The 20,338-nt window shown below is 56.4% G+C and carries 17 protein-coding genes; 11 read left to right on the top strand and 6 right to left on the bottom strand.

Going from position 1 to position 20,338, the window contains the following annotated elements:
• Positions 1-126 precede the first annotated feature (126 nt).
• Positions 127-819 carry an aspartate/glutamate racemase gene (locus tag ACOTX1_RS06575; protein ID WP_023314778.1) on the top strand — a complete coding sequence of 231 codons (693 nt, stop codon included), beginning with the start codon at positions 127-129 and terminating at the stop codon, positions 817-819.
• Here the strand turns inward: ACOTX1_RS06575 and ACOTX1_RS06570 are convergent.
• Complete coding sequence (locus ACOTX1_RS06570) at positions 814-1,740, bottom strand: LysR family transcriptional regulator (RefSeq protein WP_023314777.1); 927 nt, start codon at positions 1,738-1,740, stop codon at positions 814-816. The two genes, ACOTX1_RS06575 and ACOTX1_RS06570, sit on opposite strands and share 6 nt — an antisense overlap.
• A 120-nt stretch (positions 1,741-1,860) precedes the next feature.
• Between ACOTX1_RS06570 and lysA the strand changes: the two genes are divergently transcribed.
• Positions 1,861-3,123, top strand: coding sequence for a diaminopimelate decarboxylase (gene lysA / locus ACOTX1_RS06565; protein ID WP_003862815.1), 1,263 nt, complete (start codon positions 1,861-1,863; stop codon positions 3,121-3,123).
• Here the strand turns inward: lysA and ACOTX1_RS06560 are convergent.
• Entirely contained in the window at positions 3,093-4,130 is a 1,038-nt protein-coding gene (locus ACOTX1_RS06560) for a LacI family DNA-binding transcriptional regulator (protein WP_023314776.1), read from the bottom strand. The two genes, lysA and ACOTX1_RS06560, sit on opposite strands and share 31 nt — an antisense overlap.
• A 299-nt stretch (positions 4,131-4,429) precedes the next feature.
• Between ACOTX1_RS06560 and ACOTX1_RS06555 the strand changes: the two genes are divergently transcribed.
• From ACOTX1_RS06555 to ACOTX1_RS06540, 4 genes are all read left to right on the top strand, one after another.
• Positions 4,430-5,755: a PTS sugar transporter subunit IIC gene (locus ACOTX1_RS06555; RefSeq protein WP_023314775.1), complete on the top strand. Its 1,326-nt coding sequence runs from the start codon at positions 4,430-4,432 to the stop codon at positions 5,753-5,755.
• 7 nt (positions 5,756-5,762) lie between these two features.
• Complete coding sequence (locus ACOTX1_RS06550) at positions 5,763-7,190, top strand: glycoside hydrolase family 1 protein (protein WP_023314774.1); 1,428 nt, start codon at positions 5,763-5,765, stop codon at positions 7,188-7,190.
• 78 nt (positions 7,191-7,268) lie between these two features.
• Entirely contained in the window at positions 7,269-8,042 is a 774-nt protein-coding gene (locus tag ACOTX1_RS06545) for a GntR family transcriptional regulator (protein WP_003862809.1), read from the top strand.
• Positions 8,039-8,515 carry a GNAT family N-acetyltransferase gene (locus ACOTX1_RS06540; RefSeq protein ID WP_023314773.1) on the top strand — a complete coding sequence of 159 codons (477 nt, stop codon included), beginning with the start codon at positions 8,039-8,041 and terminating at the stop codon, positions 8,513-8,515. The genes ACOTX1_RS06545 and ACOTX1_RS06540 overlap by 4 nt, the downstream gene beginning before the upstream one ends.
• On the opposite strand, the gene galR is transcribed toward ACOTX1_RS06540, so the two are convergent.
• On the bottom strand, positions 8,470-9,492 hold the full coding sequence (gene galR / locus ACOTX1_RS06535) for an HTH-type transcriptional regulator GalR (protein WP_023314772.1): 1,023 nt from the start codon (positions 9,490-9,492) through the stop codon (positions 8,470-8,472). The genes ACOTX1_RS06540 and galR overlap by 46 nt on opposite strands.
• Positions 9,493-10,108: 616 nt before the next feature.
• Here galR and aas point away from each other — a divergent pair.
• Together aas and lplT are read left to right on the top strand one after the other, a co-directional pair.
• Positions 10,109-12,268: a bifunctional acyl-ACP--phospholipid O-acyltransferase/long-chain-fatty-acid--ACP ligase gene (gene aas / locus ACOTX1_RS06530; protein WP_023314771.1), complete on the top strand. Its 2,160-nt coding sequence runs from the start codon at positions 10,109-10,111 to the stop codon at positions 12,266-12,268.
• Positions 12,261-13,454: a lysophospholipid transporter LplT gene (lplT, locus tag ACOTX1_RS06525; RefSeq protein ID WP_003862801.1), complete on the top strand. Its 1,194-nt coding sequence runs from the start codon at positions 12,261-12,263 to the stop codon at positions 13,452-13,454. Before aas ends, lplT begins: the two co-directional genes overlap by 8 nt.
• Before the next feature lie 93 nt (positions 13,455-13,547).
• Here the strand turns inward: lplT and ACOTX1_RS06520 are convergent, their stop codons facing one another.
• The 3 genes from ACOTX1_RS06520 to mutH form a co-directional block, all read right to left on the bottom strand.
• Positions 13,548-14,588: an NADP(H)-dependent aldo-keto reductase gene (locus ACOTX1_RS06520; protein WP_003862795.1), complete on the bottom strand. Its 1,041-nt coding sequence runs from the start codon at positions 14,586-14,588 to the stop codon at positions 13,548-13,550.
• 132 nt (positions 14,589-14,720) lie between these two features.
• Entirely contained in the window at positions 14,721-14,939 is a 219-nt protein-coding gene (locus ACOTX1_RS06515; protein ID WP_003862794.1) for a YgdI/YgdR family lipoprotein, read from the bottom strand.
• Positions 14,940-15,067: 128 nt separating this feature from the next.
• Positions 15,068-15,760, bottom strand: a complete 693-nt coding sequence (gene mutH / locus ACOTX1_RS06510; RefSeq protein ID WP_003862792.1) for a DNA mismatch repair endonuclease MutH — start codon at positions 15,758-15,760, stop codon at positions 15,068-15,070.
• A 683-nt stretch (positions 15,761-16,443) separates the two neighbouring features.
• Here mutH and rppH point away from each other — a divergent pair.
• The 3 genes from rppH (at position 16,444) to lgt (ending at position 20,336) form a co-directional block, all read left to right on the top strand.
• On the top strand, positions 16,444-16,974 hold the full coding sequence (gene rppH / locus ACOTX1_RS06505) for an RNA pyrophosphohydrolase (RefSeq protein WP_003862791.1): 531 nt from the start codon (positions 16,444-16,446) through the stop codon (positions 16,972-16,974).
• 12 nt (positions 16,975-16,986) lie between these two features.
• Entirely contained in the window at positions 16,987-19,233 is a 2,247-nt protein-coding gene (gene ptsP, locus ACOTX1_RS06500) for a phosphoenolpyruvate--protein phosphotransferase (protein WP_003862789.1), read from the top strand.
• Between the two features lie 227 nt (positions 19,234-19,460).
• The gene (lgt, locus tag ACOTX1_RS06495; protein ID WP_003862787.1) at positions 19,461-20,336 is read left to right on the top strand and encodes a prolipoprotein diacylglyceryl transferase; all 876 of its coding nucleotides are present in this window, start codon (positions 19,461-19,463) and stop codon (positions 20,334-20,336) included.
• The last annotated feature ends 2 nt before the right edge of the window (positions 20,337-20,338 follow it).

Raw genomic sequence — 20,338 nt, 5'->3', positions numbered from 1 at the left:
CTGTTATGTAATGAAACATTGTTTCAATTAACTTATCTCACCCGCCGAGAAAAGGAAACGTTTAGCCAAATAACTGGAAAGGCGATCACAAGTTTGCTTCACTGGGTGAAACGCACAGGAGGAAAGATGAAAACGATCGGTCTGTTAGGGGGCATGAGCTGGGAATCAACGATCCCGTACTACCGCCTGATTAATGAAGGCGTTAAACAGCGTCTGGGCGGTCTGCATTCAGCCAGCCTGCTGCTGCACAGCGTGGATTTCCATGAAATAGAAGCCTGCCAGTCGAGCGGGGAGTGGGACAAAGCGGGGCAGATACTGGCGGACGCCGCGCTCGGGCTGGAGCGTGCGGGCGCGCAGGGTATTCTGCTGTGTACCAACACCATGCATAAGGTGGCGTCGCACATTGAAGACCGCTGTTCGCTGCCGTTCTTACATATCGCGGATGCCACCGGGCGTGCCATACGTACCGCCGGCATGACGCGCGTGGCGCTGCTGGGGACGCGCTACACCATGGAACAGGATTTTTACCGCGGGCGGCTGAGCAGCCAGTTCGGGATTGAAAGCCTGATCCCGGAGGAGGCTGACCGGGCGCGCATTAACCAGATTATTTTTGATGAGCTGTGTCTGGGCACCTTCAGCGAAGCTTCGCGCGCCTGGTACGTCAGCGTGATAGAGAAACTGGCGCAGCAGGGAGCGGAAGGGGTCATCTTCGGCTGTACCGAAATCGGTCTGCTGGTGCCGGCAGACCGAAGCCCGATACCGGTCTTCGATACCGCCGCCATCCATGCCGCGGATGCGGTGGAGTTTATGCTGTCATAAAGGTTTTTGCAGGTCAGGTAAGCGAAGCGCCACCTGACGCGCGTGCGCAATCAGATGTTCACAAAAGGCATCAACCAGCGCTGAGGCGGGCCGGTGCAGCGGGCGGATCAGGCTCACGGTAAAGGGAACGGAAACGCTAAAACGGCGCAGAACCACGCCGCTGCTGGCGTAGTCCATGGCCGTGAGCGGGTTCACCACCGAAATACCCACGCCCGCGCGCACCATCGCGCAAATTGACGCCGCACTGTGCGTTTCCATCACCATCCGCCGCTTCACCTGATGTTCGGCAAACAGGCCATCCAGAAGCTGCCGGTAGCTGTCGGTCTGCGACAGGCTGATATAGTTCTCACCGTGAAAATCCGCCGGTGTCAGCACGGTTTTGTGGGCAAGCGGGTGGCTGGCAGGCAGCACGCAGACCTCATCCAGCGACAGCAGCTCCGTGCGTTCCGTTCCCGCTGGCGTGACGAGGGTTTCAGTCAGACCCAGATCGTGGCGCTGGGCCGAAAGCCACTCCTCCAGCAGCGGCGACTCCTGCGGCACGATGGTCAGGCTGACCTCCGGATAGCGGGCCAGAAACGGCTGTAACAGTACCGGCAGGAATGACTGGGAAAAGACCGGCAGGCAGACGATGGACAGTTCGCCCTGGCGGAACTCCCTCAGGCTCTCTGCCGCGCTCACGATCCTGTCCAGCCCGTACCAGGAGCGCTGAACCTCCTCAAACAGACGTAAACCCTGCACCGTTGGATGCAGCCTGCCGCGGGTGCGTTCAAACAGCTTCAGCCCCAGCACTTTCTCAAAACGCGCCAGCTCGCGGCTGACCGTCGGCTGCGAGGTGTGCAGCATGTGCGCGGCTTCAGTGAGATTGCCGGTGGTCATCACCGCATGAAAAATCTCGATATGGCGTAGGTTAACGGCGGGCATAGGGCACCTGATGGCTGAGCGTGTTCCATATCATTTTTGCATAGACTCACGATAAAACGATATTTTTTATTCTCTTCAGGCTATGGCGTAATGATAAAAAACAGATTTCCGGAGACGACCATGCCACGCCCGCTCAACCAGACCGAAACCGATTTAAACGCCGATAACCTGCTGCGCCTGCCTGCCGAATTCGGCTGTCCGGTGTGGGTCTACGATGCGCAGATTGTCCGCGAGAAGATCGCCGCGCTGCATCAGTTTGACGTGGTGCGTTTTGCGCAGAAGGCCTGCTCCAATATTCATATTCTGCGCCTGATGCGCGAGCAGGGCGTGAAGGTTGACTCCGTATCGCTGGGTGAGATCGAACGTGCGCTAGCGGCCGGGTTTGATCCGAAAGCCGACAGCGACGCGATCGTCTTCACCGCTGACCTGATAGACGACGCCACGCTGGCGCGCGTGCACGAGCTGCAAATCCCGGTCAATGCTGGTTCGGTGGATATGCTGGAACAGCTTGGGCAGGTCTCTCCTGGCCATCGCGTCTGGCTGCGCGTCAACCCGGGCTTTGGTCACGGCCACAGTCAGAAAACCAACACTGGGGGCGAAAACAGTAAACACGGGATCTGGTATGCCGATATGCCTGCGGCGCTGGAGGTTTTACAACGCTACAACCTCAAGCTGGTGGGCATTCACATGCATATCGGGTCCGGCGTGGATTATGGCCATCTTGAGCAGGTCTGTGGCGCAATGGTGCGTCAGGTTATCGATTTTGGTCAGGATCTGGAGGCGATCTCCGCCGGGGGAGGGCTTTCGATCCCTTACCGCGAAGGAGAAGAGGCGATCGACACGGATCACTATTACGGCCTGTGGAGCGCCGCGCGTGACAGGATCGCTGCCCATCTGGGCCATGCGGTGAAGCTGGAGATTGAGCCGGGTCGTTTCCTGGTCGCCGAAGCTGGCGTGCTGGTGGCGCAGGTGCGGAGCGTGAAGGAGATGGGAAGCCGTCACTTTGTGCTGATTGATGCTGGCTTCAACGACCTGATGCGCCCGTCCATGTACGGCAGCTATCATCACATTACCGCGCTTGCCGCCGATGGCCGCGATCTGGTCAACGCGCCGCGCATCGAGACCGTTGTTGCCGGCCCGCTGTGTGAATCCGGTGACGTCTTTACTCAGCAGGAAGGCGGGAAAGTCGAAACCCGTTCGCTGCCAGAGGTAAAACCGGGAGATTATCTGGTGCTGCATGATACCGGTGCGTACGGGGCGTCTATGTCTTCCAACTACAATAGCCGCCCGCTGCTGCCGGAAGTGCTGTTTGATAACGGCGTGGCGCGGCTGATTCGCCGTCGCCAGACCATTCAGGAGCTGCTGGCGTTAGAGCTGGTCTGATAAAACCACGGCCCTGTTGTCACCGAATCGCGTAAAACCAGCGTGCCGGTGAACGGCGGGATCGCTTCAACCGGCTGGTTTTTTGCCAGCCGGATCGCCTGGTCGATTGCCGTGACGATCATGTTGTCGATCGGCAAATATACCGACGACAGGGCAGGCTCCAGCCACTTTGCGCTGGGGGCATCGTCAAAACCAAACAGCGAAATATCCTGCGGGATCTTCAGCCCGGCCTGGTGTAATGCTTTGGAGGCGCCCAGGGCCATATCATCATTACAGGCAAACAGGGCGCTGAACGATGTCTTTTCCGCAATCAGCTCCTTGCACAGCTCGTAACCCCGCGTCATGCCTGCATCGCCGTATTTAATCCGCCGCTCGTCGAGACGAATACCGTGCTTCTCCAGCGCCTTACGGTAGCCCATCAGCCGCGCTTTACCCGTTGGGGTGTGGATCGGGACGGTGATACAGGCGATCTCCCGATGACCCTGGCTTATCAGGTAATCCACCGCTTTGAAGGCCGCGTCCTGCTGTTCAAAGAAGACGCAGCGATCCGCCGCCTGGCTCACTTCACGGTTAATGATCACCAGCGGCGTCTGCACGCTGTTGATCAGCTTCAGGATCGTCTTTTCGCTCATGTATCGCGTGTACAGCACGATGGCGTCGCACTTGCGGTCGGCGAGCATCTGCACCGCCTGTTCTTCCTGTTCAGGGGCGTCGTGACCGTCGGTGACAATCAGCTGTTTTCCGTGCTTTTCGGTCTGCCGTGACGCCTGCTGTAGCAAACGACCAAAGTAAAAACCGTCGAACGTCGAGACGACAAGACCAATGCTGTTGCTGGTCTGGTTAGCCAGCGAACGCGCGAGAAAGTTCGGACGATAGCCCAGCTCCTCCATCGCGCGAAATACCTGCTGACGCGTGCTCTCTTTAACCTGACCTGTGCCGTTCAGCACGCGCGAAACGGTGGCCTTCGACACGCCCGCACGCAGTGAGACATCCAGCATTGTTGCCATTCGAAATTCCTGTTTCCACGTAATGGTTTGCAGTTTAACACAGACCATCCGGCGCATAAGCGACGTGGGAAGGGCAAAACCCCATAACGATCACGCTTTTCGGTAACGATCCTCGCCAGCGGGATAAATGCCTGTCATTGGCATGCCAAAATGGTGATAAATCGCAATCTGGAATACCTCTTACCTCATTGAGAGCTTAATCACAGAACAAAGCGCCTGTGGGCGCTATTTTTGGCATACCAATAGTATCCGGCTGTCCATCTTATTCAATAAAAGCCCTTTTACTGAGGTATTACCCTATGGCATTTCAGGAAAAACTGATCGACGCTCTGGGCAGTTTTGCCACCACCTTCAACAGCTATCGCTATATCCAGGCGATCAAGTCTGCGTTTATTACCTTAATGCCGGTCATCATTGTGGGGGCGTTCTCGGTACTGATCTCCAATATGGTGCTGGATCCGAAAAACGGCCTGGCGAGCTTTCAGTCGCTGTCGTTTCTGGCGGCGTTAAAGCCGATCACCAGCGCGCTCAACTATGCCACGCTTAACTTTCTCAACATCGGTGCGGTGTTTTTAATCGGCATTGAGCTGGGGCGTATTAACGGCATTAAGTCCCTGTTCCCCGGCCTGCTGGCGGTGATCTGCTTTATCTGCGTGACGCCAACCACGGTGGAAATGCTGGTGGACGGCGAGATGCACGTGGTGAAAGACGTGCTGCTGCGCCAGTTCTCCGATACCCGCAGCCTGTTCCTCGGCATGTTTATCGCCATCCTGTCAGTGGAGATTTACTGCTGGCTGGAAAACCGCAAGGGGCTGAAAATCAGGATGCCGGACACGGTGCCGCCGAACGTCGCCGCGTCGTTCTCTGCGCTGATCCCGGCCATTATCACCACCACCGCCATCGCCACCTTTGGCTTCGTGTTTCATCAGATTACCGGCATGTATCTCTACGACGCGGTTTACCAGGTGGTGCAACAGCCGCTGGAGCGCGTGGTGCAAAGCCTGCCGGGGATCCTGCTGCTGATGTTTGTCGCCCAGCTGTTCTGGGTGATTGGTATTCACGGCAACCAGATGATCAAGCCGATCCGCGAGCCGCTGTTGCTGGGGGCAATCACCGTTAACATGAGCGCGTTAGAGCAGGGCAAAGAGGTGCCAAACATCATCACCATGCCGTTCTGGGACGTCTATATGAGCATCGGCGGCTCCGGCCTGACCATCGGCCTGCTGATCGCCGTCATGATTGCCACCAAACGTAAAGAGATGAAGGAGATCGCTAAGCTCTCCATCGGCCCGGGTATTTTTAATATCAACGAGCCGGTGATCTTCGGGATGCCAATCATGCTCAACCCGATCCTGGCTATCCCGTTCATCATCACGCCGCTGGTGACGGGCTCGATTGGCTACTTTGCCACCGTGACCGGATTTGCCGGGAAAGCCGTGGTGATGGTGCCCTGGACCACGCCGCCGCTGATCAACGCCTGGCTGTCAACCGCGGGCTCCATGGGGGCGGTGATCACCCAGTTTATCTGCATCGTGACCGCGGTGATTATCTATCTGCCGTTTGTGAAAATTGCCTCACGCCGCGCAGAGCAGGCCGCGCTGCAACAAGCCACCGATAACGCATGAGGACCGGATGAGCATAAAACAGATAACTATACCGCAGGATTTTATGCTGGGCGCGGCGGCATCGGCCTGGCAGACCGAGGGCTGGAGCGGCAAAAAGCCAGGGCAGGATTCGTGGATCGATCTCTGGTTCAAGAACGATCGTCACGTCTGGCACAACGGCTATGGCCCGGCGGTGGCAACCGACTTTATTAATCGCTTCCGTGAAGATGTGGCGCTGATGAAGCAGGCGGGCCTGACGCACTATCGCACCTCGATCAACTGGTCGCGCTTTTTAACCGACTATGAAAATGCGACGGTAGATGAAGAGTACGCCGCCTATTACGACGCGCTGTTCGATGAAATGCACCGTCAGGGCATTGAGCCGATGATCTGCCTGGAACACTACGAATTGCCGGGCGTGCTGCTGGAAACCTACGGCGGCTGGGCGTCGAAGCACGTCGTCGAGCTGTTCGTTCGCTATGCGGAAAAAGTGTTTGAGCGCTTTCACGGCAAAGTCACCCGCTGGTTTACCTTCAACGAGCCGATTGTGGTCCAGACGCGCGTCTACCTTGACGCACTGCGCTGGCCCTATGAGCAGAACACCAGCACCTGGATGCAGTGGAACCACCATAAAGTGCTGGCGACGGCGAAAGTGGTGAAGCTGTTTCGCGAGAAAGGGTATGACGGCTCAGTGGGTTGTATTCTTAACCCGGAAGTGACCTATCCACGCTCGCGCGCACCGCATGACGTGCGAGCGGCAGAGATGTACGATCTGTTCTACAACCGCGTCTTTCTCGACCCACTGGTGCACGGGCGCTATCCGCAGGCGCTCTTTACCCTGCTGGCGCAGCATCAGGTGCAGTGGGACTACACGGCTGACGAGCTGGCGCTGATTGCCGACAACACCGTCGACGAGCTGGGCATTAACCTCTATTACCCGCATCGCGTCAAAGCCCCGTCCCGCGCCTGGCACCCGGAGACGCCGTTCCACCCGGCGTATTACTACGAGCCGTTCGAGCTGCCGGGGCGGAGGATGAACACCTCCCGCGGCTGGGAGATCTTCCCGCGCATTATTTACGACATGGCGATGCGGATTAAAAACGACTATCGCAACATTGACTGGTTTGTAGCGGAAAGCGGGATGGGTGTGGAGAACGAAGCGCATTTTCGCAATCGCGACGGCATTATCAATGACGCGTACCGCATCGCGTTTATCAGCGAACATCTTTATTACACGTTGCTGGCGCGGGAGGCGGGGGCTAACTGCCACGGCTATATGCTGTGGGCCTTCACCGACAACGTCTCGCCGATGAACGCGTTTAAAAACCGCTACGGGCTTATTGAGATCGACCTTGAAAACCATCGCGCACGGCGGGCAAAGAAATCGGCGTCCTGGTTCCGCCAGCTGCGCGATGAGCGTGTGCTGACGCTCAGTGTTGACGATGAATGGAAGTAAGCCTTCTGGTAAAATAGCGCACAAACTGGCCGGGAGGACGTCCGGCCCGCGCATTAACTGAAAAACACAGGTGAAAACGTGGATAAGGCTGTCATCCTGCCGGAAAAAAAACAGTACCAGGAGATTGGCGAGGATTTACGGGCGCAGATTATCCAGGGGCATTATCCCGTGGGATCGCGTCTGCCGCCGGAGCGCAACATCGCCGAGACGTATGGCGTGAGCCGCACTATTGTGCGCGAGGCGCTGCTGATGCTTGAGCTTCAGGGGACGGTGGATATTCGCCAGGGGTCTGGCGTGTACGTGATGCGCATTCCGGAGGAGCATGAAAACGAGGAAGAGCGTTTTCTGAACAGTGACGTGGGGCCGTTTGAAATTCTCCAGGCGCGTCAGCTGCTTGAAAGCAACATTGCCGCCTTTGCCGCAAAAATGGCGACGCGGGCGGATATCGACAACCTGCGCCGCATCATCGAGCAGGAGCAACGGGCGATTGCCGCCGACGATCGCAGCCAGGACAACAACAAAATGTTCCACCTGGTACTGGCGGGGGCCACACAAAACCAGATGCTGCTGGCGACCGTTGAAAGCGTCTGGCATCACATGGACAGCAGCCCACTGTGGCAGCAATTCAACGGCCACATCGCCAGCCGCGCATGGCGGCTGAAATGGCTCGGCGACAGGCAAACCATTCTCGCTGCGCTCCGCCGCCGCGACGTGATGGGGGCGTGGCAGGCGATGTTCCAGCATCTTGAAAACGTCAAAAAGAGCCTGCTTGAGCTGTCAGACGAAGACGCACCCGATTTCGACGGCTATCTCTTCGAATCGGTCCCTCTTTTCCAGGGGAAGCTGGTGTGAATATACTGCCGCTTCACGCTGCGCCGCAGTTTACACAGCAGGTGATCGACTGGATCTGGAACGCGTTTGGTGAAGGTATGCCGCGTGCCTTTTTCCAGAGCATTGTCGAGCACAGCCTGATGCCGGGCGAGTTACCGCTCACCTTTATTGCCGTTGAGGATGACCAGCTGCTGGGCACCGTTGGGCTGTGGCGTTGCGATTTAATTTCCCGACAGGATCTCCACCCCTGGCTGGCTGCGCTGTATGTCGATGAAGCCGCCCGGGGAAACGGGCTGGCGGGAAAACTTCAGCAGCATGTTATCGGCTACGCGCGACGCGCCGGGTATCACGAGCTTCATCTCTGGTCTGCCTGCCGCGACTTCTACGAACGTTACGGCTGGCACTACATCGGCGATGCGCTGGAATACCCGGATAAAACCGTCCATCTCTATCGCTGTTCGCTCACGGCTTCCGCGGGCGATACCACCGAGTGACGGCGCACTAAGGTTGGGCTGAACAGGTGGGTAATTTCCGGTGGCGGGCGATGCTCGGCCAGCGCTAACGCCAGTTCTGCCGCCTGCGTTGCCATGGTTACAATCGGGTAACGCACGGTGGTCAGGCGAGGGCGCACGTAGCGCGACACCAGCACATCATCAAAGCCAATCAGCGAAATTTCTGCCGGGACGTCAATCCCGTTATCATTTAGCACGCCCATTGCGCCGGCGGCCATGGAGTCGTTATAGCTGGCCACGGCGGTGAAATTCCGCCCGCGTCCCAGCAGCTCGGTCATCGCCTGCTCGCCGCCGCTCTCATCCGGTTCTCCGTACGCCACAAGACGATCGTTGCAGGGCAGACCGGCTTCGCGCAGCGCGTCGTAATAGCCCTGAAGGCGATCTTCCGCATCGGAAATTGGGTGGTTGGAACACAGATAACCAATTCGGGTATGGCCCTGCTGGATCAGGTGACGGGTTGCGAGCCATGCGCCGTAACGGTCGTCGAGCGCCACGCAGCGGGTTTCAAAATCGGGAATAATACGGTTGATAATCACCATCCCCGGCATCTGTTTCATCAGATGGATCAGCTCGGCGTCGGGGATCATTTTGGCATGGACCACCAGTGCCGCACAGCGATGACGGATCAGCTGCTCAATGGCCTGGCGCTCTTTCTGTTCATTGTGGTAGCCATTACCAATCAGCAGGAAATTTCCGGTGTGATAAGAGACTTGTTCTACGGCTTTGACCATCGCACCGAAAAACGGATCGGATACATCCCCGACCACCAGCCCGATGGTTTCTGTCGACTGCTGGGCAAGGGCGCGCGCGTTGGCGTTAGGGTGATAATTCAGGTTTTCCATGGCGTCCTGCACGGCCTGGCGCGATGCATCACTCGCTTTAGGGGAGTTGTTGATTACGCGGGAGACGGTCGCGACGGAAACACCGGCCAGACGAGCCACATCCTTAATTGTCGCCATTCAATACCTTCTTATAGGGGTAAGCGTTTACACACTAACTAGTGTTGCGGAAAAGCGGCGCGCATTCAAGGGGAGCGGGTGAGCGTCCTCTGCAAACGTGAAGCAGAACATCCCTCGCGGTGTAATCGTTACACGGCCAGTCATGTCTGAATAATGGTAATCTGAACCTTTAGTTACACTTTGCCTCAGGCTGTTGCGATTGTCCGTTAGCAACGATGCGTTATGAATTGCTAGAGTCGAGATCCCAGAGGTATTGATAGGTGGAATCAACTTCGGTTGATTAACACGATTTACACCAACCTGCGTTTTACGCAGGTTTTTTTTGCCTGTAAGTTCAACCTGTAACAGCAAAAGAGAATATTCACACCTGGTTGCACTTCGGCTCATTCCCTTGCGTTTTCCCGCTGGCGAAGCCTGTCGCCGGAGGCCACAATCAAGATCCCAGAGGTATTGATTGGTGAGAATTCCTGGTACGTTTTCGTACTCTTCTCTTGCACCAACCTGCGCGGATGCGCAGGTTTTTTTTCGCCTCTGTTTTTGCTATCGCTCCCTCACTACTTCTCGTGTAATCTGCCACCATTTATACCTTTCACACTGGCTGGCAAAGGGAGTTGAAATGCTTTTTGGGTTCTTCCGCACACTGTTTCGTGTCCTGTTTCGCATCCGCGTGACTGGCGATACGCAGGCACTCTATGGCGAGCGTGTTCTTATCACACCGAATCACGTCTCTTTTCTTGATGGCGTATTGCTGGCGCTGTTTTTGCCCGTGCGGCCCGTCTTCGCGGTGTACAGCTCCATCAGTGAAAAATGGTACATGCGCTGGCTCAAACCGCTGATTGATTTTGTCCCGCTCGATCCAACCAAACCGATGATGATTAAACATCTGGTGCGTCTGATTGGGCAGGGGCGTCCGGTGGTTATCTTCCCGGAAGGGCGGATTTCAGTGACGGGCTCCCTGATGAAAATTTACGATGGGGCCGGTTTTGTCGCGGCGAAGTCTCAGGCCACCGTCGTGCCGCTACGCATCGACGGGGCTGAGCTGACCTTTTTCAGTCGTCTGAAAGGGCTGGTGAAGCAGCGTCTGTTCCCGAAAATTACGCTGCATATATTACCGCCGACGTCACTGCCGATGCCCGAGGCGCCGCGTGCGCGCGACCGCCGTAAAATCGCCGGGGAAATGCTGCACCAGATTATGATGGAAGCGCGCATGGCCGTTCGCCCGCGCGAGACGCTGTATGAATCGTTGCTGTCGGCCCAGTATCGCTACGGTGCGAAGAAAAACTGCATCGAAGACATCAACTTTACGCCGGATACCTACCGTAAGCTGTTGACCAAAACGCTGTTTGTCGGGCGTATCCTGGAAAAATACAGCAAACAGGGTGAAAAGATCGGCCTGATGCTGCCAAACGCGGGTATCAGCGCGGCGGTGATCTTTGGTGCCGTCTCCCGGGGCCGCATTCCGGCGATGATGAACTACACGGCGGGCGTGAAAGGGCTCTCCAGCGCGATTACCGCGGCGCAAATCAACACCGTCTTTACCTCCCGCCAGTTCCTGGATAAAGGCAAGCTGTGGCACCTGCCGGAACAGCTGACGCAGGTGCGCTGGGTGTTCCTGGAAGATCTGAAAGCAGACGTCACGACCGCCGACAAGCTGTGGATTTTCGCGCACCTGCTGATGCCGCGTCTGGCGCAGGTTAAGCAGCAGCCGGAGGATGATGCCATTATCCTCTTTACCTCCGGCTCTGAAGGCAACCCGAAAGGTGTGGTTCACAGTCACAAAAGCATTCTGGCGAACGTCGAACAGATTAAAACCATTGCTGACTTTACCGCCAACGATCGCTTTATGTCGGCGCTGCCGCTGTTCCACTCATTTGGTCTGACCGTGGGGCTCTTTACGCCGCTGCTGACCGGTGCCGAGGTGTTCCTCTACCCAAGCCCGCTGCACTACCGCATTGTGCCGGAACTGGTTTATGACCGTAACTGCACGGTGCTGTTCGGGACGTCCACCTTCCTCGGAAACTACGCGCGCTTCGCCAACCCGTATGATTTCTTCCGCGTGCGCTACGTGGTGGCGGGGGCGGAAAAACTCCAGGACAGCACGCGCCAAATCTGGCAGGACAAGTTTGGCCTGCGCATTCTGGAAGGCTATGGCGTGACGGAGTGCGCGCCGGTGGTCTCCATCAACGTTCCGATGGCGGCAAAACCCGGAACGGTTGGCCGCATTCTGCCGGGGCTGGACGCGCGTCTGCTGGCGGTGCCGGGTATTGAAGACGGCGGACGTCTTCAGCTGAAAGGGCCGAACGTCATGAACGGCTATTTGCGTGTGGAAAACCCGGGGGTGCTTGAGGCGCCGACGGCTGAGAACGTCAATGGCGAGGTTGAAACGGGCTGGTACGACACGGGCGATATCGTGCGCTTCGACGATCAGGGCTTCGTGCAGATCCAGGGACGCGCAAAACGCTTCGCCAAAATCGCCGGGGAAATGGTCTCTCTTGAAATGGTCGAGACGCTGGCGACCGCAGTCTCAGCAGAGAAAATGCATGCGACCGTGGTGAAAAGTGATGCCAGTAAAGGCGAGGCGCTGGTGCTCTTCACGACAGACGGTGAACTGAAGCGTGACGCGCTGCTCAGGTATGCACGCGAACACGGTATCCCCGAGCTGGCGGTCCCCCGCGATATTCGTTACCTCAAACAGTTACCGGTGCTGGGCAGCGGTAAACCCGATTTCGTGACCCTGAAGGGCATGGTTGAAGAGGCAGAACAGCAAAATGCGTGAGTCAGTGCACACTAACACTTCAATCTGGTCGAAAGGCATGATGGCGGTTATCGCCGCCCAGTTTCTTTCCGCGTTCGGCGATAACGCGTTGCTGTTTGCCACGCTGGCATTGCTGAAAGCTGAGTTTTATCCCGACTGGAGCCAGCCGATCCTACAGATGGTGTTTGTGGGTGCTTACATCGTATTTGCGCCGTTTGTCGGCCAGGTGGCGGACAGCTTCCCGAAAGGTCGTGTCATGATGTTTGCCAACAGCCTTAAGCTTCTGGGCGCGGCAAGTATCTGCTTTGGTATCAACCCGTTTGTCGGCTACACACTGGTGGGCATTGGTGCGGCAGCCTACTCCCCGGCGAAGTACGGTATTCTGGGTGAGCTCACCACCGGTGATAAGCTGGTGAAGGCCAACGGCCTGATGGAGTCCTCCACCATTGCGGCTATTCTGCTGGGTTCGGTGGCGGGTGGCGTACTGGCAGACTGGCATGTGCTCGCCGCGCTTGGCATCTGCGCCCTGATGTACGGTGGCGCGGTGATCGCCAACCTGTTTATCCCCAAACTGGCCGTGGCGCGTCCGGGGCAATCCTGGCGCTTCGGGCCCATGACCGGCAGCTTCTTCAACGCCTGCCGCGTACTGTGGCGTAACGGTGAAACACGCTTCTCGCTGATGGGCACCAGCATGTTCTGGGGGGCCGGCGTTACGCTGCGTTTCCTGCTGGTGCTGTGGGTGCCGGTGGCGCTGGGCATTACTGACAACGCCACGCCGACTTATCTGAATGCCATGGTCGCCGTCGGGATTGTTGTCGGGGCCGGGGCTGCGGCAAAACTGGTGACGCTGGAAACCGTCGCGCGCTGCATGCCTGCGGGGATCCTGATTGGCGTCGGCGTTCTGTTCTTCTCCCTGCAACATGCCCTATTGCCTGCCTATGCCCTGCTGTTGCTGATCGGCATGTTAGGCGGTTTCTTTGTGGTGCCGCTAAACGCGCTGTTGCAGGAGCGCGGCAAGCAGACCGTTGGGGCGGGTAACGCCATTGCGGTGCAAAACCTTGGTGAAAACATGGCGATGTTACTGATGCTGGGGATTTACTCGCTGGCGGTAAAAGCAGGTGCGCCGGTCGTGGCAATCGGGGTAGGATTCGGCGCGCTGTTCGCGCTGGCGATTAGCGGGCTGTGGGTCTGGCAGCGTCGTCGTTGAATTGTGCTGCCTGATGCCCTCACCCCGGCCCTCTCCCACAGAGAGAGGGTGAAAACCCTAAAAACGGCAACGTGCGTTGCCGTTTTGCTTTTATTACGGTGCCGGGTAGGTATAAACCTGATGCACCGCTTCTATCTCCGCTAATACCTCTTCACTCAGGTTCAGATTGAAACTCTCAATATTGGTTTTCAACTGATCCATCGTCGTTGCGCCGAGCAGGGTACTCGCCACAAACGGCTGACGACGCACGAAGGCCAGCGCCATCTGCGCCGGATCGAGTCCGTGGCGTTTCGCGATATCCACGTAGGCCGCAACGGCTTTTTGCGTCTGCTCGCCGCTATAGCGGGTGAAGCGGCTGAAAAGCGTGTTACGCGCGCCAGCCGGTTTCGCGCCGTTCAGGTATTTGCCCGTCAGGGTACCGAAGCCCAGACAGGAGTAGGCGAGCAGCTCCACCTCTTCGTACTGCGTCACCTCCGCCAGGCCCACTTCATAACTGCGGTTCAGCAGGCTGTACGGGTTCTGAATGGTCACGATGCGCGGCAGATCGTGTTTATCGGCCAGATGCAGATAGCGCATCACGCCAAACGCCGTCTCGTTGGAAACGCCGATGTAGCGGATCTTACCCGCCCGCTGGCACTCCGTGAGCGCTTCCAGCGTTTCCAGCAGGGTAACGGCCGGAGCACTTTCGTTCCAGGTGTAGCCAAGCTTACCGAAGCAGTTCGTCGGACGCTGCGGCCAGTGCACCTGATAAAGATCGAGATAGTCGGTTTGCAGGCGCTTGAGGCTTGCATCCAGCGCCGCACGGATATTCTTGCGATCGAGGATCTGATTAGGGCGGATCCCGGCATCGTTATTACGGGAAGGTCCGCTGACTTTGGAGGCGATGACCAGCTTTTCGCGATTGCCGCGTTTCGCCAGCCAGTTGCCGACATACGTTTCAGTAAGACCTTGTGTTTCCGGGCGGGGAGGAACGGGGTACATCTCCGCCACGTCAATCAGGTTAATGCCCTGGCTGACGGCGTAATCGAGTTGTGCATGGGCATCGGCTTCGCTGTTTTGTTCACCAAATGTCATGGTGCCCAACCCCAGTTGGCTGATCTCCAGAGCGCTGTGGGGGATACGATGATAATGCATAGCCGGTTTCCTTTTTTAGACATACAGACTGCGTCAGGAACCTCCCGACAAAGGAATATAAACATGGCAGAGGGAAGGCAAAAGGGGAAGGAAAAAATCAAAAAGGCCAGCAAGCTACTGACCTTTATCTGTTTAGCGCTCGATGATCTGGGAGACTTCGTCGCGATTAATCTGCATTTGATTGCCTTCGCGATCGCGGTAACTCACCAGACCGGTATCGTCGTCGACTTCGGGTTTGCCATCGGTCAGGATCATACGACCATCTTTCGTTGACATGACATAGTCGCTGCTACAACCCGATACCGCAAACGCTAAACCGACTGCTGAGATAATTACTGCCCATTTTTTCATCGTTCTCATCCTCACCTGGCACGTATCAAATCATAGTGTAGTAATAACCTGATATTACGACAGGTGAAAGGGGGGAAATCTTAAAAAGGAGGAGATTATGTTAGCCGGAGCGCAAAATTAGTAAAAAACTATGTTTTCAAAAGGAAGTGGCGTGCCAGCAGTGCCCCGGTGAAATTCTTTTTAAGATAGAAACCGCGCGGCAGCGTCAGGATCGGTTCGCCCTGTGCGCCTACCGCTTCAGTGAGCGCTTTGCTATTGGCGGCTTTAGGACGAAGTTGCAGCACTTCGCCATGCCGGGCGGTGATCCGCTCAACCTGTCCCAGCACAATCATGTCCATCAGCTCTTCCCAGTCCTGGGAAAGCAGTCTCTCCTCTTCATCATTCGGACTCCAGAGCAGCGGGGCGCCAACGCGACGCTCTGCCAGCGGGATCTGCCTGTCGCCCTCAACGGGTACCCACAACACCCGCTTCAGCTTATGCCTGACGTGGCTGGTTTCCCAGGTCACTCCGCTGTTACCCGTGAGCGGCGCAACGCAGACAAAGGTGGTTTCCAGCGGCCGCCCCTGGCTATCGATGGGGATCGTCTTCAGTTCCACCCCCAGCGCCGCAAAATCTTGCTCGGGTTTACTGCCCGCGCTTGCGCCCAGCCAGCGTTCCAGCAACACGCCGATCCAGCCTTTATCACGCTTCAGATCGTTGGGTATCGTCAACCCCGCCATCACGGCCAGCTCGCCCAGTGAATAGCCTGCCAGACGTTGCGCCTGCTGGAGCAACTGGGCTTCACTGACGGGAGGGGAGAGCAGTGGGGCGAGAGAATGCATGCAAACAACCTTTTGATTAAAAAATGAGCTGATATTTTATCCCTTGTGGACAGAGTTTACCTTTTTCTGAGTGAATATCCCATGCGTATGATTTATTTCATCTTTTTTAGACTATAGCCCGTCGCGCCGCGGCTAAAAAACAGGTTGTGCAATTCTGGTCACTGACAATAAACAGGATCTTACACCATGTTATCCACAGAAAAATGGGATAACTGGGAATAACTGCCACTACTGTTTCAATTTACAGCCTTGACGTGCGATGAAAATCGAATTTTCACACAAATTGTGCCTAACTTATTGGCACAATCTGTGGATAAAACCGACGCTGTTCGATCTTTCATCAGCAGGAGGATCTTTGATGTGACGATCGTCACGTTAATCGCCTCTGGCACCCTTAATTTCAATATAATATTATGAATTTAAATGATTTATTTTTGGCAGGGTAAAGTGGCGTTTCGTCGGGTTACAAGGTTGTTCATCGGTAATTCCGCACTTCTTCACAACTATATCCACAGAAAAGGTGAATAAAAATGGTCTCTGTCGCCCGCATCTGTTTATAACTCCTCACTAAATTGTGAGTTATTCAAATGTTATTAGGTTGCAGGCCTGTAAGAGAGTGGTTTACCGCCTCCCTGTAGTGTGAAACAATCATTCATATATCAGATTTAGTTTGGGGTAGTCCGGTGATTGATGACGATGGCTACCGCCCAAACGTAGGAATAGTAATTTGTAATCGTCAGGGCCAGGTGATGTGGGCCCGGCGATATGGTCAGCACTCCTGGCAGTTCCCGCAAGGCGGGATCAATCCTGGAGAGTCCCCAGAACAAGCGATGTACCGGGAGCTGTTTGAAGAGGTTGGTTTAAGCCGAAAAGATGTTCGTATTCTGGCTTCGACCCGCAACTGGTTGCGTTACAAGTTACCGAAACGTTTGGTGCGTTGGGACACAAAGCCGGTTTGTATCGGCCAGAAACAGAAGTGGTTTCTTTTGCAGTTGGTGGGCAACGATTCAGATATCAATATGCAAACCAGCAGCACGCCAGAGTTTGATGGCTGGCGCTGGGTAAGCTACTGGTATCCGGTTCGTCAGGTCGTGTCATTTAAGCGCGATGTATATCGTAGGGTGATGAAAGAGTTCGCAAGTGTCGTGATGCAGCTTCAGGAGACGCCTCCGAAGCCACAGAGCGCACCTGCCTGGCGACGTAAAAGAGGTTAAGCTACGCAAATCATGCTCACCCGCTTGCGAGAAATAGTTGAAAAGGTTGCCAGTGCGCCTCGCCTCAACGAGGCGCTGAATATTCTGGTGACGGACATCTGTCTTGCGATGGAAACCGAGGTCTGTTCGGTCTACCTGGCCGATCATGACCGACGTTGCTACTACCTGATGGCAACCCGCGGTTTAAAAAAACCACGGGGACGCACCGTCACGCTCGCGTTTGATGAAGGTATTGTTGGCCTGGTCGGGCGACTGGCGGAGCCAATCAACCTTGCCGATGCGCAAAAACACCCCAGCTTCAAATATATCCCTTCCGTCAAAGAGGAGCGGTTCCGCGCTTTCCTTGGCGTGCCTATTATTCAGCGCCGCCAACTGCTTGGCGTGCTTGTTGTCCAGCAACGAGAGTTGCGGCAGTACGACGAAAGCGAGGAGTCTTTCCTCGTCACGCTGGCAACGCAGATGGCTGCTATCCTCTCCCAGTCTCAGCTGGCAGCCCTTTTTGGGCAGTATCGTCATACCCGCATCCGCGCGCTTCCGGCCTCGCCGGGCGTCGCGATTGCCGAAGGCTGGATGGATGCCACGCTCCCGCTGATGGAGCAGGTCTACGAAGCCTCGACGCTGGATGAAGCGCTTGAGCGCGAACGGCTTACCGCTGCGCTGGAAGAGGCGGCGAATGAGTTTCGTCGCTACAGCAAACGCTTTGCCGCTGGCGCGCAAAAAGAGACGGCGGCTATTTTCGATCTCTACTCACACCTGCTTTCCGATGCGCGTTTGCGTCGTGAGTTATTTGCCGAGGTCGATAAAGGGTCGGTGGCAGAATGGGCGGTTAAAAAGGTCATTGAAAAATTTGCTGAGCAGTTTGCTGTGCTGACTGACGGTTATCTGAAAGAGCGCGCCGGCGATTTACGCGCGCTTGGGCAACGTCTGCTGTTCCACCTCGATGATACTATTCAGGGGGCGAACGCCTGGCCGAACCGGTTTGTGCTGGTGGCCGATGAACTCTCAGCGACGACGCTGGCTGAATTACCGCAGGACAGGCTGGCGGGCGTGGTGGTGCGCGATGGCGCTGCTAACTCCCATGCCGCCATTATGGTGCGCGCGCTCGGTATTCCGACCGTGATGGGGGCGGATATTCAGCCCTCCGTACTGCATCGCCGTACGCTGGTGGTGGACGGATATCGTGGTGAGTTGCTGGTGGATCCTGAACCGGTTCTCCTTCAGGAGTACCAGCGTCTTATCAGCGAAGAGAATGAATTAAGCAAGCTGGCGGAAGATGACGTCAACCTGCCCGCGCAGCTCAAGAGCGGTGAGCGGGTGAAGGTGATGCTCAACGCTGGCTTAAGCCCCGAGCATGAAGAGAAGCTCGGCAGCCGCATCGATGGCATCGGCCTCTACCGCACTGAAATACCGTTTATGCTGCAAAGCGGCTTCCCGTCAGAAGAGGAGCAGGTGGCGCAGTATCAGGGCATGTTGCAGATGTTTAATGACAAACCCGTCACGTTGCGCACCCTGGACGTCGGCGCGGATAAGCAACTGCCCTATATGCCCATCAGTGAAGAGAATCCCTGCCTCGGCTGGCGTGGGATCCGCATAACCCTCGATCAGCCGGAAATCTTCCTTATCCAGGTTCGTGCCATGCTGCGTGCCAACGCGGCCACGGGGAATCTCAGCATTTTGCTGCCGATGGTCACCAGTATTGACGAGATCGACGAAGCGCGGCGGTTGATAGAACGTGCAGGGCGCGAAGTGGAAGAGATGATCGGCTATGCGATCCCTAAACCCCGTATCGGCGTGATGCTTGAAGTGCCTTCGATGGTCTTTATGTTGCCGCAGCTGGCGACCCGCGTTGATTTTATCTCCGTTGGTACCAACGACTTAACGCAATACATTCTGGCAGTCGATCGCAACAATACGCGTGTTGCCAGCATCTACGATAGCCTGCATCCGGCGATGCTTCGTGCCCTGGCGATGATCGCCCGCGAAGCCGAGCAGCATAATATCGACCTGCGCCTGTGCGGTGAAATGGCCGGCGATCCGATGTGCGTGGCGATCCTGATTGGTCTCGGTTTCCGTCACCTGTCAATGAACGGACGTTCCGTTGCGCGTGTGAAATACCTGTTACGTCACATCGAACAAGATGAGGCGCGCGAACTGGCCGCGCGTAGCCTGGAAGCACAGCTGGCAGCCGAAGTGCGCCATCAGGTGGCTGCGTTTATGGAGCGACGCGGCATGGGCGGTTTGATCCGCGGTGGCCGCTGATCCCCACAAAATAATGACTGCTCGGACGACCCCTCTCCCTTGAGGGAGAGGGATGGGGTGAGGGAGAACTGCGCGCATGAACCCCTATACACATCTTTTACATCTCAGGCGCATCCTCCGCGCCTGCCTTATGCTATGATTCGCAACTTTGGAGCACCTGCCAACGGCGGGAATGCAATTCACCCGCTGTCCACTTTCAGCGGAATAACAACATCTTGTGGTGACAGATGAACAGTGGTTATCTGCATTTTCCGGAATTCGATCCGGTTATTTTCTCAATAGGACCTGTAGCGCTGCACTGGTACGGTCTGATGTACCTGGTGGGCTTCGTTTTTGCCATGTGGCTTGCTGGCCGTCGCGCCAGTCGTCCGGGCAGTGGATGGACGAAGAACGAAGTGGAAAACCTGCTTTATGCCGGCTTCCTCGGCGTATTCCTGGGAGGTCGCATCGGTTATGTCCTGTTCTATAATTTCCCGGTATTCCTGAACGACCCGCTCTATCTGTTCCGCGTCTGGGACGGCGGTATGTCCTTCCACGGCGGACTGATTGGTGTGATCCTCGTGATGGTGATCTTCGCCAGACGCACCAAACGCAACTTCTTCCAGGTGGCTGATTTTATTGCGCCGTTAATCCCGTTTGGGTTGGGCGCAGGGCGTCTGGGCAATTTCATCAACGGTGAGCTGTGGGGGCGTGTCGATCCGAGCGTGCCGTTTACCATGCTGTTCCCGGGCTCCCGCGCAGAGGATATCGCGCTGCTGCCTTCGCATCCTGAGTGGCAGTCCATTTTCGATACCTACGGCGTCCTGCCGCGCCATATGTCACAGCTCTATGAGCTGGCGCTGGAAGGCGTGGTGCTGTTCATCATCCTGAATCTTTATATCCGCAAACCGCGTCCAATGGGGGCTGTCTCCGGTCTGTTCCTGATTGGCTACGGCGCGTTTCGTATCATCGTCGAGTTCTTCCGCCAGCCGGATGCGCAGTTTACCGGTGAATGGGTACAGTACATCAGCATGGGGCAGATCCTCTCCATCCCGATGATTGTCGCGGGTGCCATTATGATGATTTGGGCGTATCGTCGTCGTCCACAGCAACAACTTTCCTGAGG

Source organism: Enterobacter cloacae complex sp. IR5401, assembly GCF_049238425.1.
Classification (GTDB): domain Bacteria; phylum Pseudomonadota; class Gammaproteobacteria; order Enterobacterales; family Enterobacteriaceae; genus Enterobacter; species Enterobacter hormaechei_C.
Note: the sequence above shows the minus strand (reverse complement) of the source record. Positions and strands in the feature narration are given on the sequence as shown.

Coding starts and splice junctions, on each gene's coding strand:
- ACOTX1_RS06575 (WP_023314778.1), top strand. CDS start 127: ATGAAAACGATCGGTCTGTTAGGGGGCATGAGCTGGGAATCAACGATC.
- ACOTX1_RS06570 (WP_023314777.1), bottom strand. CDS start 1,740: ATGCCCGCCGTTAACCTACGCCATATCGAGATTTTTCATGCGGTGATG.
- lysA (WP_003862815.1), top strand. CDS start 1,861: ATGCCACGCCCGCTCAACCAGACCGAAACCGATTTAAACGCCGATAAC.
- ACOTX1_RS06560 (WP_023314776.1), bottom strand. CDS start 4,130: ATGGCAACAATGCTGGATGTCTCACTGCGTGCGGGCGTGTCGAAGGCC.
- ACOTX1_RS06555 (WP_023314775.1), top strand. CDS start 4,430: ATGGCATTTCAGGAAAAACTGATCGACGCTCTGGGCAGTTTTGCCACC.
- ACOTX1_RS06550 (WP_023314774.1), top strand. CDS start 5,763: ATGAGCATAAAACAGATAACTATACCGCAGGATTTTATGCTGGGCGCG.
- galR (WP_023314772.1), bottom strand. CDS start 9,492: ATGGCGACAATTAAGGATGTGGCTCGTCTGGCCGGTGTTTCCGTCGCG.
- aas (WP_023314771.1), top strand. CDS start 10,109: ATGCTTTTTGGGTTCTTCCGCACACTGTTTCGTGTCCTGTTTCGCATC.
- lplT (WP_003862801.1), top strand. CDS start 12,261: ATGCGTGAGTCAGTGCACACTAACACTTCAATCTGGTCGAAAGGCATG.
- ACOTX1_RS06520 (WP_003862795.1), bottom strand. CDS start 14,588: ATGCATTATCATCGTATCCCCCACAGCGCTCTGGAGATCAGCCAACTG.
- ACOTX1_RS06515 (WP_003862794.1), bottom strand. CDS start 14,939: ATGAAAAAATGGGCAGTAATTATCTCAGCAGTCGGTTTAGCGTTTGCG.
- mutH (WP_003862792.1), bottom strand. CDS start 15,760: ATGCATTCTCTCGCCCCACTGCTCTCCCCTCCCGTCAGTGAAGCCCAG.
- ptsP (WP_003862789.1), top strand. CDS start 16,987: ATGCTCACCCGCTTGCGAGAAATAGTTGAAAAGGTTGCCAGTGCGCCT.
- lgt (WP_003862787.1), top strand. CDS start 19,461: ATGAACAGTGGTTATCTGCATTTTCCGGAATTCGATCCGGTTATTTTC.